15 protein-coding genes are annotated in these 16,669 nt (G+C 44.0%); 11 read left to right on the forward strand and 4 right to left on the reverse strand.

The annotated features are described in order from the left end of the window. Positions 1 to 160: 160 nt before the first annotated feature. The 3 genes from JMX91_RS06305 to JMX91_RS06315 all read left to right on the forward strand — a co-directional run bounded on the left by JMX91_RS06305 (position 161) and on the right by JMX91_RS06315 (position 3,821). Positions 161 to 1,177 carry a DUF58 domain-containing protein gene (locus tag JMX91_RS06305; RefSeq protein WP_201548162.1) on the forward strand — a complete coding sequence of 339 codons (1,017 nt, stop codon included), beginning with the start codon at positions 161 to 163 and terminating at the stop codon, positions 1,175 to 1,177. Continuing rightward, a complete protein-coding gene (locus JMX91_RS06310; RefSeq protein WP_201548163.1) occupies positions 1,174 to 3,438 on the forward strand; it encodes a transglutaminaseTgpA domain-containing protein in 2,265 nt (754 codons plus the stop codon). Before JMX91_RS06305 ends, JMX91_RS06310 begins: the two co-directional genes overlap by 4 nt. A 95-nt stretch (positions 3,439 to 3,533) precedes the next feature. Continuing rightward, on the forward strand, positions 3,534 to 3,821 hold the full coding sequence (locus JMX91_RS06315; protein ID WP_201548164.1) for a DUF4031 domain-containing protein: 288 nt from the start codon (positions 3,534 to 3,536) through the stop codon (positions 3,819 to 3,821). A gap of 91 nt (positions 3,822 to 3,912) precedes the next feature. Here the strand turns inward: JMX91_RS06315 and JMX91_RS06320 are convergent, their stop codons facing one another. Further along, positions 3,913 to 4,431, reverse strand: coding sequence for a DUF302 domain-containing protein (locus JMX91_RS06320; RefSeq protein ID WP_201548165.1), 519 nt, complete (start codon positions 4,429 to 4,431; stop codon positions 3,913 to 3,915). A gap of 111 nt (positions 4,432 to 4,542) precedes the next feature. Further along, positions 4,543 to 5,463: a LysR family transcriptional regulator gene (locus JMX91_RS06325; RefSeq protein ID WP_201548166.1), complete on the reverse strand. Its 921-nt coding sequence runs from the start codon at positions 5,461 to 5,463 to the stop codon at positions 4,543 to 4,545. A gap of 292 nt (positions 5,464 to 5,755) precedes the next feature. Between JMX91_RS06325 and JMX91_RS06330 the strand changes: the two genes are divergently transcribed. Then, on the forward strand, positions 5,756 to 6,886 hold the full coding sequence (locus JMX91_RS06330; RefSeq protein WP_057761290.1) for an S-(hydroxymethyl)glutathione dehydrogenase/class III alcohol dehydrogenase: 1,131 nt from the start codon (positions 5,756 to 5,758) through the stop codon (positions 6,884 to 6,886). Between the two features lie 114 nt (positions 6,887 to 7,000). Here JMX91_RS06330 and JMX91_RS06335 read toward each other — a convergent pair whose 3' ends face one another. Both JMX91_RS06335 and JMX91_RS06340 read right to left on the reverse strand, forming a co-directional pair. Then, a complete protein-coding gene (locus JMX91_RS06335; protein ID WP_201548167.1) occupies positions 7,001 to 7,696 on the reverse strand; it encodes a haloacid dehalogenase type II in 696 nt (231 codons plus the stop codon). A 44-nt stretch (positions 7,697 to 7,740) separates the two neighbouring features. Next, entirely contained in the window at positions 7,741 to 8,394 is a 654-nt protein-coding gene (locus JMX91_RS06340; RefSeq protein WP_057761286.1) for a DsbA family protein, read from the reverse strand. Between the two features lie 391 nt (positions 8,395 to 8,785). On the opposite strand from JMX91_RS06340, the gene nfsB reads away from it, so the two are divergent. The 7 genes from nfsB to JMX91_RS06375 all read left to right on the forward strand — a co-directional run bounded on the left by nfsB (position 8,786) and on the right by JMX91_RS06375 (position 16,650). Beyond that, positions 8,786 to 9,442, forward strand: coding sequence for an oxygen-insensitive NAD(P)H nitroreductase (nfsB, locus tag JMX91_RS06345; protein ID WP_201548168.1), 657 nt, complete (start codon positions 8,786 to 8,788; stop codon positions 9,440 to 9,442). A 333-nt stretch (positions 9,443 to 9,775) separates the two neighbouring features. After that, positions 9,776 to 10,447 (forward strand): 2Fe-2S iron-sulfur cluster-binding protein, encoded by a 672-nt coding sequence (locus JMX91_RS06350; RefSeq protein WP_201548169.1) that lies wholly within the window; start codon positions 9,776 to 9,778, stop codon positions 10,445 to 10,447. Continuing rightward, positions 10,444 to 11,436, forward strand: a complete 993-nt coding sequence (locus JMX91_RS06355) for an FAD binding domain-containing protein (protein ID WP_201548170.1) — start codon at positions 10,444 to 10,446, stop codon at positions 11,434 to 11,436. Before JMX91_RS06350 ends, JMX91_RS06355 begins: the two co-directional genes overlap by 4 nt. A 2-nt stretch (positions 11,437 to 11,438) precedes the next feature. Next, a complete protein-coding gene (locus JMX91_RS06360; protein ID WP_201548171.1) occupies positions 11,439 to 13,877 on the forward strand; it encodes a xanthine dehydrogenase family protein molybdopterin-binding subunit in 2,439 nt (812 codons plus the stop codon). Positions 13,878 to 13,988: 111 nt separating this feature from the next. After that, positions 13,989 to 15,314 (forward strand): XdhC family protein, encoded by a 1,326-nt coding sequence (locus tag JMX91_RS06365; RefSeq protein WP_201548172.1) that lies wholly within the window; start codon positions 13,989 to 13,991, stop codon positions 15,312 to 15,314. Then, positions 15,311 to 16,033: a nucleotidyltransferase family protein gene (locus JMX91_RS06370; protein ID WP_201548173.1), complete on the forward strand. Its 723-nt coding sequence runs from the start codon at positions 15,311 to 15,313 to the stop codon at positions 16,031 to 16,033. Before JMX91_RS06365 ends, JMX91_RS06370 begins: the two co-directional genes overlap by 4 nt. A gap of 47 nt (positions 16,034 to 16,080) precedes the next feature. Then, positions 16,081 to 16,650, forward strand: coding sequence for a GNAT family N-acetyltransferase (locus JMX91_RS06375; protein WP_201548174.1), 570 nt, complete (start codon positions 16,081 to 16,083; stop codon positions 16,648 to 16,650). Positions 16,651 to 16,669: the final 19 nt, after the last annotated feature.

A 16,669-nucleotide genomic window follows, 5' to 3' on the forward strand; every position in this document is an offset into this window, starting at 1 on the left:
ATATCAAAGTCACTCAGTTCACTATTTACGGTATTTTCACCCGCTTTTCTTGTATTCAAATTGTGCTGAATCAACTATATCGTTCTATTCGTGAGTTTGTTTGTCAGTCAGATACAAATACTGATAGCATTATTATTTAGATGGTAATAATAGGGTAGTCATGAGCTTGTTACCAAAGACATTAACCGCACCAATAAAATCAGCTCTGAGCCGCTGGTTTGCCGCGCGCGCACCTAAGAGTGACAGTGCTACGCTTAATTTGCGCAATGTCTATATTTTCTTTAGTCGTGAAGGAATGCTATTCGCCGTATTGTTAGTAATTACCTTTATCGCGGGTATCAACTATGGCAACAACTTAGTGCTTGGTTTGTGCTTTTATCTGGTCAGTATTTGGCTAATTAGTTTTCATGTTACTTTTGCTCATATATCTGGTCTGCAAGTGCGTCTGCTAGAAGTCACTATGACAGAGGCAGGTGCGCCTGTTTGGATGACGCTACAACTAAATAGTGATAGTCGTCAACCACGGCGTCAGTTGCTATTTGAATTTGAGCAGATAGCCAATAAGAAAACCAAAAACGGCACAAACACGCAAAGCTCAGTGCTTATCACACGATTACAAGGCGAGCAAGTCATTCGACTTCCTGTCCAGACTTACAACCGTGGCCAACTTGAACTACCACGGTTAAAAATAAAAACAGTTTATCCTCTAGGTATCATGCGTGCATGGTCTTACGTCTACTTTGCGCGTACAGCTTGGGTATATCCAAAGCCTGAAATATTTGATTGGCAAGCAAAATATGCAATCGCAAGCTTAGAGGATTTACCAACAGGTGGGCAATATAGGCAGGGTCAGGACGACTTTGAGCGACTAGAAAACTATGTCGAGGGTGAGTCATTGGCCCGAGTCTCTTGGGGGCATGTGGCGCGGGGACAAGGTATGCTGACCAAGCACTTCGCTGATCCGGTCGGTCATGAGCAAACGCTTGATTATGCAGATATGCCAGCTGCACATCACGAGCAAAAACTTGCACAATTGGCTTATGGGGCATTGACGCTGGGTCAGCTAGGCGTGCCGTTTCAAATGCGTTTACCTAGTGATACTCCTGCTACTGCGGAGATGGGTAACGGGGAATCCTTTGCGCAAGCATGCTTGCTAAGGCTTGCGAAAGCACCATGACCAATTCTACACGCTTATCTTCTGCTGATGTTGATACACTGTCCACAGAGTATTCTATGGTCGATGCTACAAAAACGGCAAGCTTTGAGCAGTTGGCTTTAGGTCAAAAAGTCTCAATTCGACCTGAGCGAAATGACGCTAAATGGTATCGTAAATTATTTGCACTGCCAGCTTATTATTGGGTGTTAATTGCTCAAGTCGTTGTTGTGTTACCGCATGCCGCACATTTACCATTATGGTTGATAGGATTTGCCGCCGTCAGTATCGCCACTCAATTGCCTCATATCAAAGCTAAATTCAAAAAACTATCGCACCTAAAGCGTATTTATCAAAGTGTACAAATGCTAGGCTTTCTGCTGGGGCTATTAGGTCTGTGGCTGACCTACAATACAGCATTTGGGCTTGATATGGGTGTGGCATTTTTAGTGTTATGCCTAGTTAGCAAACTGTGGGAGCTGTATAAGCGCCGTGATGCTTATGTAGTGTTGAATCTATCATTGTTCGTGCTTGCGGCATTGTTTTTGATGAACCAAGGTTTACTGACTACTTTAGAAGTGATCGTTGGCGCAGTCATTGTATTGCTAGCATTTATTGCGCTTAATGATGATAGCAATACTAGCGGTGATGGACGCTTGCGGACATTGGGTGTGTTAGGGGTTGGCGCCTTGCCATTATTGGTGGTGCTATTTTTGTTTTTTCCGAGACTGCCCCCACTGTGGTCTGTACAGCTCTCCGGTCAGCAAGCTACTACAGGTGTGTCTGATAGCATGTCTCCTGGTGATTTTGCTAATTTAGGACAGTCAACTGAGCTGGCCTTTCGGGTAGAGTTTGCTGATGAGCGTCCACCGCAACAGCAGCTGTATTGGCGCGGTTTGGTATTTAGTGATTTCGATGGTGTCACATGGCGACCGGCTTCCCAAAAGGATCAATGGTCATCGAGATTGCAAGCACCTGCATGGATTCAGAACGCCTTTGCTACTGTACCTGATGAATCAAGGGCGGCACCTGTCAATTACAAGGTTATCTTGGAACCCACTCAGCAAAACTGGCTATTTGGTCTTGATTATCCGTTCTCTGAGCAGCCAGATATCAATACTACCTCTGGATTTACCTTATCAAAGGACCAACCTGTTACGCAGCAGCTTCGCTATGATGTGTTGCAGTTTGCACAGATGCGTATTGATCCAGTTTTAACAGAGGCATCAAGACGTGAAAATCTTGCCTTGCCTAATGAAGGTAACTCTCAATCGCGCGCGCTTGCTAAGCAATTATTTGAACAGTCAGGTTCAGACCCTGTGCGCTACATAGCTGCTATTGAGCAATGGATTAATCGAACAGAGTTTCGCTATACATTGTCGCCACCACGGCTCAATACCAATCGCATTGACGAATTTTTATTTGAAACCAAAGCAGGGTTTTGTGAGCATTATTCGTCAAGCTTTACCTTTATGCTACGCGCCGCTGGTATTCCTGCACGAGTAGTAGCCGGCTATCAAGGCGGTGAGCCGAGTCGCAATGGCAACGTGTGGGAAGTGCGGCAAATGGATGCACATGCATGGACTGAGGTTTGGCTTGAAGGTCAAGGCTGGGTACGTGTGGATCCGACAGCCTTTGTGGCGCCTGAGCGAGTAGAGCAAGGCATGAATACGATCACCCAGCAGCAAGGGGCAGCTATGTTTGGCAATGGTGCCAGTGCACAAATCAGCTATCAGCAGTATCAAGTGCTACAAATGCTACGCCGACTATCAGACCAAGCGAGCTACTACTGGCAAAAAGACGTAGTTGGCTATGACCAAGACAAACAGGCCGACTCGCTACTCAAATGGTTCAATATCAGCTCAATCATGCAGCAAATCATTTGGTTAGCCACCAGTGCGGTTTCCGTTATGGCTATCTTAGTATTTGTCATTTGGTATCGCCGCCGCAAGCGTTGGTATCCAGCAGACCTACCTCTTGCTCAGCTCTCAAAACGTGTTGCCAAACACGACAAATTATTAGCCCGCAATGATAATGAAGGGCAGCTAGCGTGGCTGGAACGTTTGGCATCAGCTATTGATAGCCGTCAGGGTGACAATACCCAATCTGCTACGAGTCAGCTAACAGATAGTAGCGACCCAATCGTTATTCAAACAAAGCTTATTGAAATTAGACAAAACTACCGTCAGTTACGCTATGGACGACTGAGTACATTTGATAGTAGTCATAGCAAGTATCAAGAACGACTCAAACAACTTAAAAAAGATGTGCGCACATTGTTATAAAGGTTTTTGATCATAGTGCTATTAAGTTGCTAAGGTGTTTTGAGCTAATTAAAAAACAGATAAGCGAACCAGTGAATAAGTAGAGAGGCGGTTATATGGCGATATATGTAGATTTTGTACAGATAAAATTCAAAGGCCATAAGTGGTGTCATATGTTGGCGGATAGCTTGCAAGAGCTGCATGATTTTGCGGCATTTATTGATGTGGATGCACGCCTATTTCATCGTAACGCTAGCTATCCTCATTATGATATCACGGTTCAAATGCGTGAAATCGCTATTGCACAAGGTGCTATTCCTGCCGATAGAAAAAAGATTATCGAGTGCGCAAAGAAATTAAAGGTAGAGTTGAGTGACCAGATAGAGCAATCTAGTCATTCTTGATATGAGGGCTTTTCAAGTAAATAAGTAACACTTCCGCTCCATATTTCACTTATTTACTCGAATATATATTTATTCAACTATATCGAGCACATTATTTTGCCGTTGATGCAGTACTGATAGCGTTAAGTGCTTTTGAGATGTTGGCAATCTCAGTATCGCAACCTTTGATATTGTGGCGTGTCTTGAGGTAGTCAGGGTTGTTGTATGACAGCCATACTTTTTTATCAGCATCTTCGCTAATTAAGATTTTCTGCGGCAAATCAATGGCAACGGTTTGCTGACAGTTCATTAATGGCGTACCTGCTTTAGGGTTACCAAACATAACGACTTGCGTTGGTCTCAATGATAAGTCAGCACTCTGTGCATTTTTTTGATGATCGACTCGCGCAAATACTTTCATACCCTTGCTTTCAATAACTGAGACCAGCTTGTCTGCGGTATCTTTGACGGAGTGATTGCTCTGTAAAGTTACCAAGCCTTTTTCAGCATTGATAGAGGTTGTTGTGTCTGTCATAGCACCAGTACTCTTGGTTTTATCCAATAGCGTATCGATACTGGCACAAGAGCAAACGGCTACTGCTAGCGCAGCGATAGAGACGATTTTAATCATAATGACACCTTTAAGTTGTCTGTAGTATGGTCAGTCCTAACTATAATGAGCAACATCAAATATTCATTGTGCGTAATCAGGTTTGCGATTGCAATACGTCTTAACAGAACGTTAAACCAAATGTTCTGCCAAATAATCTACGAGCAGCCTAATTTTTGGTGATAAATGACGGTTATGTGGATAAATGGCCCAAATGCTTTCTTCGGGCTCTCTATAGTCATCAAGTAAACTGACCAACTCGCCGGACGCTAAATACTTTTGCACATAATAATCAGGCAGCTGTACGATACCCAGCCCTTTTAGTGCAGCATCGACCAGACTATAGCCGCTGTTATATTGCACCGTACCAGAGACACGCAGGTTCCTTTCTACGCTCGTTTGTTGGTTGTCCGTCTTACCATGAGTATTACTGTTCTCTTTTACTTTAGCAGTATCTATAAAGTGCCAGTAGTCACGAGTACCCAACAGGCAGTTATGTTGACTTAAATCACTTAAATGATGTGGTATGCCGTGTTTTTTTAGATAAGAGGGCGCAGCGCAGACAAAATTAGTGCGCAAGCTAAGTTTCTTTGCCATCATCGTCGAGTCATGCAATTTGCCAATACGAATGGCTAAATCATAACCCCCTTCAATCAAGTCAATTTTCTGATTACTCAAAAAAGCAGTCACCTCGATATCGTGATACTGCATCATAAAATCATTGATCAGTGGTAATAACTGCTGCTCACCATAAGTAACGGGCGCTGTTAGTTTTATCCTGCCTTGAGGTTTTGATTGTAAGTTGCTTACGGCTTGCTCAGCGGAATCCAAGCCATCGAGCACACTGCGGCAATGCTGATAGAATACACGGCCTTCTTCGGTTAGTGAGACCTTGCGCGTGGTTCGATATAGCAGCTTTATATTCAGTCGCTGCTCTAATGCACTGATCTGGCGGCTGACTTGCGCGGTCGAGATACCCAGCTCTTTTGCACCACGCGTAAAGCTCTCGTATTCTGCGACATAGACAAACTCACTAATCCCTTCCCAGCGCATGATTATTACCAATATGTAAAAGATATTTGCAAATATAGCATATTGTTATCCGCTCAGAAATAAATATAATGGTTGGTATCAATGTAAATAGATGGTGGTTTACTGTCATCGATGCTTGCCTATAGAGGGCAGGCAAGATAAGCTCAATCTATCTCTATTTGTTTTAACTGTAGATATAGTGAACGCTAAAATCCATAATATGCACTAGCAAACTTTCAAAACTGCTTGCACTTATAACGCAACTGTCATGTCGTCACCCATAAATAACAATCAATTAAAAAGAGAGATTCTTATGTCAGATAAATTTATTAAATCAAAAGCCGCCATCGCGTGGGGACCAAAGCAGCCACTATCTATCGAAGAAGTGGACGTCATGCTACCGCGCAAAGGCGAAGTATTGGTAAAAATCGTTGCCAGTGGTGTCTGTCATACAGATGCTTTTACCTTATCTGGTGAAGACCCAGAAGGCGTGTTCCCTGCGATTTTGGGTCATGAAGGCGGCGGTATCGTTGAACAAGTTGGCGAAGGCGTGACCAGCGTTCAGGTCGGTGACCATGTCATTCCGTTATACACGGCAGAATGCGGCGTCTGTAAAATGTGCCGCTCAGGAAAAACCAATCTTTGCTCGGCAGTACGCGAGACTCAAGGTAAGGGCTTGATGCCAGATGGCACCACACGTTTTTATAAAGACGGCGAGCCTATCTACCATTATATGGGTTGCTCAACTTTCTCTGAGTACACGGTTTTACCAGAGATTTCTTTGGCTAAAGTTAATAAAGAAGCGCCATTAGAAGAAGTTTGCTTGCTTGGTTGCGGCGTGACTACTGGCATGGGTGCGGTCATGAATACTGCAAAAGTTGAAGAGGGCGCTACAGTAGCTATCTTTGGACTGGGCGGTATTGGACTGTCAGCAGTGATTGGTGCTGCCATGGCAAAAGCCAGCCGTATTATCGCGATTGATATCAATGAAAGCAAGTTTGAGTTAGCCAAAAAGCTAGGGGCAACTGACTGTATTAACCCAAAAGATTATGACAAGCCGATTCAAGAAGTTATCGTTGAGCTAACTGATGGCGGTGTTGATTATTCGTTTGAATGTATCGGTAATGTCGATGTTATGCGTTCAGCGCTAGAGTGCTGCCATAAAGGTTGGGGCGAGTCGGTCATCATCGGTGTGGCTGGCGCTGGACAAGAAATCTCAACCCGTCCATTCCAGTTAGTGACTGGTCGAGTCTGGAAGGGCTCAGCATTTGGCGGGGTAAAAGGTCGCACAGAACTACCAGGTTATGTCGAGCGCTATCTAGCGGGTGAGATTCCTTTACAGGACTTCATCACTCATACTATGCCGATAGAAGACGTCAACGAAGCGTTTGACTTGATGCACAAAGGCGAAAGTATCCGTACGGTTGTACATTTTTCAGAGTAATTAGCAACAATATTACTGTTTTAGAAATGCTTTATTAAAAATAAAAAGGCTGCTTCAATATTGAGGCAGCCTTTTTTAATGTTATTTGCACACATAGCTTAAAGGTTAAATGTATCAAGCACTTTTTTTGCTAATGATTAGATCCGCTAGTGTCGATAAATCTGATGCGGTCAAATTAGGAACTGGTACATTGGGCGCGTTCAGCATAGCATTATAGGGACGGGTCAAAAATGCACCGCGACAACCTGCTGCCTGCGCGCCTATGGTATCCCAGAGATGACAGGCGACAAGGCATAAATCTGACGTATCAACGGCTAGCGTATCAGCCACCAGTTGATAAGCATCAGGTGCTGGCTTGAACTTGCCAACAGTCTCAATACTAAAGTGCTGCTCAAAGAATTGGCTGAGACCTGCTTTTTCTAATGGCGTTGGGGACGCACTGCTTGCTGAATTGGTCAGCGTGACCAGTCGAAACCCTGCATCGCGCAAACGAGTCAGTGCTGGTGCAGCATCAGGATGCGCCGGCAACGCGCTCATTCTTTCTTTGAGCTCATTGATATCGTCGTCTGTCAAAGTCACTTGTCTGATATCAGCAACCATTCGCAACGCCCCAACGCCAAGCTCACCAAAAGGTGTATAGAGGCCAGACAATGTCATAGTCTGCGAGTACAGTACCAGTTGAGCGAACCATTCTCTTAGTACTCTTTGCTTACCAAAGACGCGCGTGAATAAAGGCGTTAGCGTGTCGATATCGAGCAATGTTTCATTGACGTCAAACACAATAATCAAGGGAAAGCGTTCAGAAGACATAAAGCATCCTTTTATAGAATGACATTTTTATAACGTCAGGTGGTTTACTCAGTCATGTTGGCCAATTGCTCTAAAATACTGATGTAGTTCTCGACCCCTTGAGCACCGCTGACCAGATGACGCTCATTAAAGATAATCGCTGGTACACTTTGGATGCCTTGCTGTTGCCAATGCTGCTCTTCTGCTCGTACTTCTTTTGCAAAGAATTGACCTTCTAACACTGCTAATGATTCACTACGATCAAGCCCAGTCTCTGCTGCAATATCGGCAAGCACGTTGATATCGGAGATATCTCTGTTATTGGTGAAGTGCGCGGCAAACAAGGCTTGCTTTAGCTCATGCATACGGCCTTGTTGATCAGCGAAATGTAGCAGCTGATGCAAATTAAATGTGTTATGCATACGTGTGTCATCATTGAAATTAAATTCAAAGCCAACTTCCTGTCCAGCTTCAGTCATTCTGACTCGGCTAGCATCTGATTCTTGCTTAGTAGAGCCATACTTCTCGATGATGTGCTCACGTAGATTTTGACCTTCGCTTGGCATATTTGGGTTTAGCTCAAACGGATGCCAGTGGATAGTGTGAGCGGTATTGGTTTGCTCAAGTGCTGCTGCCAATTGGCGATAACCGATAACGCACCAAGGGCAGACGACGTCTGAGACGATATCTATTCGGAGTGGTTTTTCTGATGTGCTCATATTTCCTCACGGGTATTATTATGTATGTTTTGTTTGGGATATATAGATAGTGGCATATCAGTTGGAATCAAGCAGATATACCTAGTTATCAGACAACTATAACTAGTTACCATATATCAAGTCAGTTCATACTAAGAGAATGACTAAGTGATTACAATGTAGTCTGCGCAGTCGGCGTCGCCAATTCGGTAGCGTAATTGTAACCATTACTAATAAGAAAGTAGGCGTTTTTGCAATACGCTGACTCAGTCATAACAAAACCTACGAATACTTAACCAAGCAGGCATGGTCATAAAATAGCTTTTTATTTAAAGTGGCTTCGTTGAAATGATAATTGAAAAAGAAAAATTCTAAGCAAGAATAAAAATTAATATCAATAATGGAGTCACAGATGAAAAATATCACTGAAGCAATGAACTGGCGCTACAGCACAAAAGAGTTTGATACCAATAAGAAAATCTCAGCAGAAGATTTCCAAAGTCTAAAGGATATTTTGCGCCTCAGTCCTTCGAGTACCAACATTCAGCCTTGGCATTTTGTCATTGCTGATGATGAAGCTGGTAAAGCCCGAATCGCAAAAGGCACGGAGGGCATGTACGAGTTCAACGATGCCAAAGTAAAAGGTGCCTCGCACGTCATTGTATTCTGTAGCCGTGTCTATGCAGATGATGAGTTTTTGGATGACATATTAGAAAAAGAAGATGCAGATGGTCGTTTTGCAGAGCCAAAATTTAAAGAGCAAATGCATCAGACGCGTAAAATGTTTTTGGACATTCGTCGTTATGAGCAAAAAGACGAGCCACATTGGTTGATAGAGCAATTGTATCTCAATATGGGCGCTTTGCTACTAGGGGCTGCGACTTTGGATATTGATGCGGTGCCAATGGAAGGGGCTGATTTAAAGGCACTTGATGAAGAGTTTGATTTACATAGCAAGGGCTATACTGCTGTGGCGGTCGTTTCGCTTGGTTATCGTAGTAAAGAGGACTTTAACGCTGAACTACCAAAATCACGCTTTGATGAAGAAACAATTATCACGAAGGCATAGCCAGTTGTCAGCTAAGTAAATGACATTTTTGATAGACATATCTACTGAATACCATATGTAAAAAGTCTATTTAAGAGCCTCATAAACTGACTGTTTATGGGGCTTTTTTTCGAGACTTCCTTTGAAATAACGTTAAAAACTGAGGATAAAAAATATACCACCTATTAGCAGCGCTAACATTTCGATACTCTCGCAGATTAGAAACTACACTGGAATCCCTACAAAGTAAAAACAAAACAACTTTTTTCATACGTCATAATAAATTTATTGACGCTGTCATTTTGACGCGTATTTCACCATTCCATTATATTCATCTGCCAGCGAGAAGCCAGCATGTCTACTTTGACCTTAACAATCAACAAGCAAGATTATCAGCTTGAAAATCTTGACGCTCGTACGACACTGCTCGACGTCTGTCGTCAGCACCTACAAATTACTGGACCCAAAAAAGGCTGCGACCATGGTCAATGCGGGGCTTGTACCATGCTCATCAATGGACGACGGGTTAATTCCTGTCTGACACTCGCTGTTATGCATGATGGTGATGACATCACAACAATTGAAGGCATCGGAATGCCAGAGTCGTTATCGGCATTGCAGCAAGCGTTTAAGGACAATGATGCTTTTCAGTGCGGGTATTGCACGCCTGGTCAGATTTGCTCAGCGACCGCATTGATAGAGGAAGTAAAGCAAAACTGGCCAAGCCATGTCAGCACAGACTTAAAAAATCCTGATGGTCGCCTTGTACAAGAAATCGCTGAGCGCATGAGCGGTAACATCTGTCGCTGCTCTGCTTATCCCAATATTATTAAAGCCATTTCACAAGTGCTTGAAAGTCAAATTTCAGAGAGTCAAGTATCAGAATCTAGTACTCAAACAACAGACAACGCAGTGCAAAACTCAAGCGTGACAGGTATCTGGTCACCACCACCGAGCGAGGCGCAACTTGGTAAGACCTCAGCGAATACCAAGACAGCAACTGCTACAACAGGAGGCCGCTCATGAAACGCTTTGAATACAGTCGTGCTGATGCACCAGAGCAAGCGGCAATATCTGCCAGTACTGAGGATGCGTCTTTTATCGCAGGCGGTACCAACTTGTTAGACTTGATGAAATTAGAGATTGAAACGCCAATTAAATTGGTCGATATTACCCGTTTAGAATTAGAGCAAGTCGAAACCACTGCTGACGGTGGTTTGCGTATCGGTACGCTTGTGACCAATAGTGATTTGGCAGCGCATCCTGAGGTTATTGCCAATTATCCAGTATTATCCCGAGCGATTTTGGCAGGAGCGACTGGTCAGTTGCGTAATAAAGCAACGACTGGCGGTAATTTCTTGCAGCGCACACGTTGTTATTATTTTTACCAGACAGACAGCGCTTGCAACAAGCGTGAACCGGGAACAGGTTGTCCAGCTATCAATGGCGAGAACCGTACGCTGGCTATCCTAGGTACGAGCGACGCTTGTATTGCTCAGCATCCATCTGACATGGCAGTGGCGATGCGCTTGCTGGATGCCACTATCGAGACAGTTAAAGCTGACGGATCGACTCGTTCTATCAATGTAAAAGACTTTTATTGCTTACCAAAAGATACGCCGCATATCGAAAACGTATTAGAGGCAGGCGAGTTAATCACTCATGTTGTATTACCTGCGCCTATCAAAGGTATGCACACCTATGACAAAGTTCGCGATCGCGCCTCTTATGCATTTGCGCTTGTGTCCTGTGCTGCAGTGATAGACGCTAATGATAGCGGCAATCTGAAAACGGTACGATTGGCATTTGGTGGTATCGGTACTGAACCATGGCGTAACGAAGCGGTTGAGGCACTGTTAACGGGTACCGATGGCAATAATGACGTTATCGCGCAGGCCGCTGATCTATTATTGCATGATGCCAAAGGTAATGGTCAGAACGACTTTAAAATACCGTTGACGCGTCGCCTACTAAAACAAGTTATTCAGCGCGCATTAGCGAGCGAGGGAGCATAATCATGTCATTATTTGAATCAATCACTCAGTCAGAACCGACCAAAAAAATGACCATGGATGAACCTGTTGAGTCTTTGTTTAGCACAACAGCGAGTAAACTGGTTGGTAAGCCAATTAACCGTGTTGACGGCTCGCTAAAGGTTAGTGGTCAAGCGCATTATAGTGCCGAAATCCATTTAGACAATAAAGCGTATGGTGTCTTGGTCGGTGCGACTATTGCTAAAGGACAAGTCCAGAATATCGATAGCAGTTCTTTGGACGGCATTCCTAATATTATCAAGGTCGTGACAGATCCCAAGCACTTTTTGCGTAACTCTCAGCAAGGCGGATTAAAAAAAGCACCAAAGCAGGGAGCGACTGAGATTTTTTATCATGGTCAGCCTATTGCGGTGGTCATCGCTGAAACCTTTGAAGCAGCAACAGAAGGGGCGAACGCGCTTAAAGTCACTTATAAAAACGAGACTGACCAAGCGGCATTAAATTTTACCAAAGAGTTGTCTAACGCCCATGAAGTTGATGAGAAAAAAGGCTCTGACAAAAATTATGTCCAAGGCGATCCTGAGCAAGGATTGGCTGATGCTGAGGTGACGCTTGATCGTTTCTATCATACGCCAAGCCAAAACAGCTCTGCGATGGAGCCACATGCGACATTGGCACATTGGGAAGGGGATAAGCTCGTTCTTTATACGGCAAATCAAATGCTAGCGTCTTGTAAGCAGCAAGTCATGGATGCGCTAAACTTAAACAAAGATCAAGTTCAGTTGATCGCGCACTATGTCGGTGGTGGGTTTGGTAGCAAGCTTGGTATTGCCCCCGAATCTATTGCCGCTGCTATCGCTTCAAAAGAGCTTGGACGTCCGGTATTGATTACCATGACGCGTCCACAAGTGATGGAAGCGACAGTCAGACGCTCAAACACTCGTCAGCGCATTGCAATTGGCTGCGATAAAAATGGTGTTATCGATACGTTGATTCACGATACCATTTCTAGCAATTTGCCAGACGAGGCGTTCTTTGAGCCAACTGCCTTGTCTACGCACTATCTATACAGTGGTAAAAACCGCCGTGTAAATTATGAAATGGTTGATATGAACCAAGTGCTATCAGGCTCTATGCGTGCACCTGGCGAAGCGGTCGGTATGATTGCTGTTGAGTGTGCGATGGATGAATTGGCTGCGCAATTGGACCTTGATCCTATAGAGCTGCGCCGCCGTAATGAACCAGAAAAAGACCCTAGTAAAGACATTCCGTTTTCGACGCGCCAGCTAATTGCCTGTATGGAGCAAGGTGCTGAGCAGTTTGGTTGGAGTCAGCGTAACACAAAGCCTGCCAGTCAATTAGAAGGCGACTGGTGGATAGGAACGGGCATGGCTGCTGCCGCACGTGGTAATCAGTTACAGTCTTCTGAAGCGCGCGCAACTTTGCAAATCGATAAGTCAAAAGCGCTCGGTGTTAAAGCAGTTATTGAGACAGATATGACAGATATCGGTACAGGGTCTTATACGGTGTTTTCTCAGGTAGCTGCAGATTTACTAGGACTACCCATTGATCATATCGAGATGAAACTAGGTGATAGTGCCTTACCACCTGCATCAGGTTCCGGTGGTAGTTGGGGCGCTGCGAGTGCAGGTAGCAGTGTCTACCTCGCTTGTGAGCAGCTGCGTGAGATGCTAGCAGAAAAAGTTGGCCTGTACCCTGATACGATTCAGCTAGATAACGGTCAAATTAAGCAAGTAGGTAAGCATGATCTGACTGCGGTAGAGGCAGCCAAAGAGAACGGTCAAGCGTTTGCCGATAGCACTATTGATAAAATATCAAAAACTACAGGAGTCACATTTTCAGAAAATGTATTAGAAGAACAGTCAGAATCAGAGAAATATGATTTTAAAAATTCAGAATCATATGCGCTTGCTGACGTGATCGCAGGCTATGAGGATCAAAAAGTTAGTGCCAAAGGACAGATAAAACCAGGAAAAAATGGTAAAAAGTATCGTCAGTCTTCGTTTGGTGCGAACTTTGCTGAAGTAGCCGTGCATAAATTCACTGGTGAAATTCGAGTAAAACGTATGACAGGCGCATTCGCCGCAGGTCGTATTCTTAACCATAAAACAGCGACTTCGCAATGCTATGGCGGCATGGTGTTTGGTATTGGTTCAGCGTTGATGGAAGAGGTCATCCACGACAAACGTGACGGTCGTCTATGTAACCATGACCTCGCTGAGTACCATGTGCCAGTCAATGCCGACGTACCACAGCTAGATGTGATATTGGTTGAAGAGGATGATCCTTATACCAACCCGATGCATATCAAAGGTATTGGTGAGACGGCTATTGCTGGTGCTGCCGCCGCGATTGCTAATGCTATCTATAATGCCGTCGGCGTACGTGTTTATGATTTTCCGATTACGCTTGATAAATTGCTTTATGAGATGCCAGAGTAATTTTTTAAGCCATATGTATGACAGGAACCCGCTTAATGAGCGGGTTTTTATAACTTAATCAGCAGTATATTTCGTCATTATTAAGAAAATAACTACCAAATAAGGGGTGTTATGAATCAGGTCGCTGACATTCTTAAGCTGGCAATCAAAGCTAAGCAACAAGGTATTGATGCTGTATTGGCAACGGTCGTACGTACTGAAGGCTCAGCATATCGCCGTGCTGGCGCGATGATGCTTATCTGTGAGGATGGTCGCTCAGTTGGGATGATTAGTGGTGGTTGCTTGGAGCCGCATATTATCAAACGTGCCTTTTGGCTTACTCGTAACGGTGCCAATGTGCAAGTCTATCAGACGGGTGATGACATTCAATATGCTGACGATGGCCAAGCGCAAGCAGGTGTGAAGCGAACTAACTCTGATATATATGATGGATCGGATAACGGTTTAGATGGCGGTTTAGATGAAGCGGACTTTGATGAGCTAAATTTTGGATTGGGCTGTAATGGACGAGTGTATGTATTGTTTGAGCGACTAACGACAGCAACGCCATTGTTAGAGACAATCCGTAATGTTCGACGCACTCAGCAGCCGATTACTGTAGCGACTTTAATTCGTGCTAACGACTATCAGCATCAAGATTCTATAACGCAAAACAGTGATAAATTTCATATTGGGATGAGAGTTAATTTAGATGAGTACCGCAGTTTGGGAAGTGTTTCTGCACTAGGGAAAACAGCTCTTTCAAGCATACTTGCCAGTACTGTAGAAGAGTTAGCACAATATAAGCTGTCTGATAAAAATGCCGAATATGTGATAGTGGAAAACGGTGAGGTAAATACAGAGTGGCTTGTACAACGCCTGCAACCACAATTGCGTCTATTGATTTGCGGCGCAGGTAACGACGTGATGCCGCTTGTAACCATGGCCAAGCTACAAGATTGGCATGTGACAGTTATAGATAGCCGCGCGCAATATGCGACACGTATGCGGTTTCCTCAAGCGGACGTTGTGATGTCGCTATCTTTAGATGAACGTGAGAGTTTGCTTGAGCTCAGTAATAACGCAGCCGTCGCTCTGATGTCACACAGCTTGAGTCAAGATCGTGCTCGTCTAGCAATACTGCTCGAGCATGCAAACAATTATAAATACTTAGGGCAATTGGGGCCGCGCTATCGTACTGAACGCTTGATTGATGAAATCAGCATGAATATTAGCAATCCTACTATTTTAAAAGCTGGTATCCGTAAATTGCATTATCCGATTGGTTATAAGCTTGGTGGAGACGGTCCTGAAGCATTGGCACTTGGTATCATGGCACAGATAAATGCGGTCATGCACAGTCAAACTGCATTATTAGGTGGCTCACAAAATAACTTTCCAAGTATCCTAGCGGTGAGTAGTGATACGGATGCCAATACTGTCCAGAGTGGCGTATGAGTAAGGGTGCATTTACAGAAGGTACTGAACATACAGAAAGTACTGAGAAGCAGAGTCAAAATCATACGGTCATCATCTTGGCAAGTGGCCTCAGTCAGCGTCTCGGTCAACCAAAACAACTACTCGTTAAGAATGGCGAGCCACTAGTTACTTATATGATCCGACTGACATTGACTACCAATCCGCAAGCCATCGTCGTTGTCATTCCTGATAACCATCGTTTGATTGCTAGTGCGATTACAGCGTTGGCCAATCAATATCCAACGGTTCAGATAGTGGTGAACTCACAAGCTGATACTGGTATGGCGGATAGTTTAAGTCTGGGTATTGAGACAATTTCTGCTATTGAATCAACTTCAATCGAACGAGTGCTCATCATGGGAGTCGATCAAGTATTATTAGATGAACCACATTTAACCGCTTTGCTAGCGGGCAAACAGACGGTAGTAGCCAGTCGCTATCACAGTTGGCAACGTTTAGAAAAACATCAGTATCTGGATGAAACGGTAACTGATATTATAGGTCTACCTTTAACAATTAACTATAAATTGCTTAGACAGTGGCAGCCAGAGTTAATAGGAGATAAAGGGCTTCGTCATCTCATTAGAGGGTTGCCTGCTGATCAAGTAGGTGAGGTCGATAATGACCAACTCAGCTACGATATTGATACGCCTGAGCAGCTAGCATTTGCCAAACAACAAGGCTGGCTTGATAGCTAGCCTTATTAATTTAATTTATTTGAACAGTATTCATTTTGAACAACGAAATGCGAGAGAATAAAATTATAAATACGATAGAAACCGAACGACTGTACCTACGACAGTGGCAAGCGAGCGACTTTGCGCCATTCGCTGAAATGAATGCTGATCCTAAGGTAATGGAATACTTTCCTAAGTTATTAACTACTTCCATGAGTAATACTATCGCCAAAAAATGCCAGTCGCTGATTGATGATAATGGGTGGGGTTTTTGGGCGGTGAGTCTAAAAGAAACAGATACTTTTATCGGTATGGTTGGGTTAAATAACGCGAATGCCGAGATGCCGTTTTCTCCTGCTGTCGAGATTGCTTGGCGGCTACATAATGATTATTGGGGATTAGGGTATGCGACAGAGGCGGCAGGGGCTTCATTGAATTTTGCGTTTGATACATTAGGACTAGATGAAGTCGTTGCCTTTACGGCTGTTATCAATAAACGCTCACAATTGATTATGGAGCGCCTTGGTATGACCAATACACAAGAAAACTTCTATCACCCGATGCTTGACCGCGATCATCGACTTGCTGAGCATGTGCTATACAAAATTACTCGGCAGCAGTGGCAAGGTATTCAGTAGTGATATAGTTAACGATGAC

It is taken from the genome of Psychrobacter sp. Pi2-1 (assembly GCF_904846645.1).
GTDB lineage: Bacteria > Pseudomonadota > Gammaproteobacteria > Pseudomonadales > Moraxellaceae > Psychrobacter.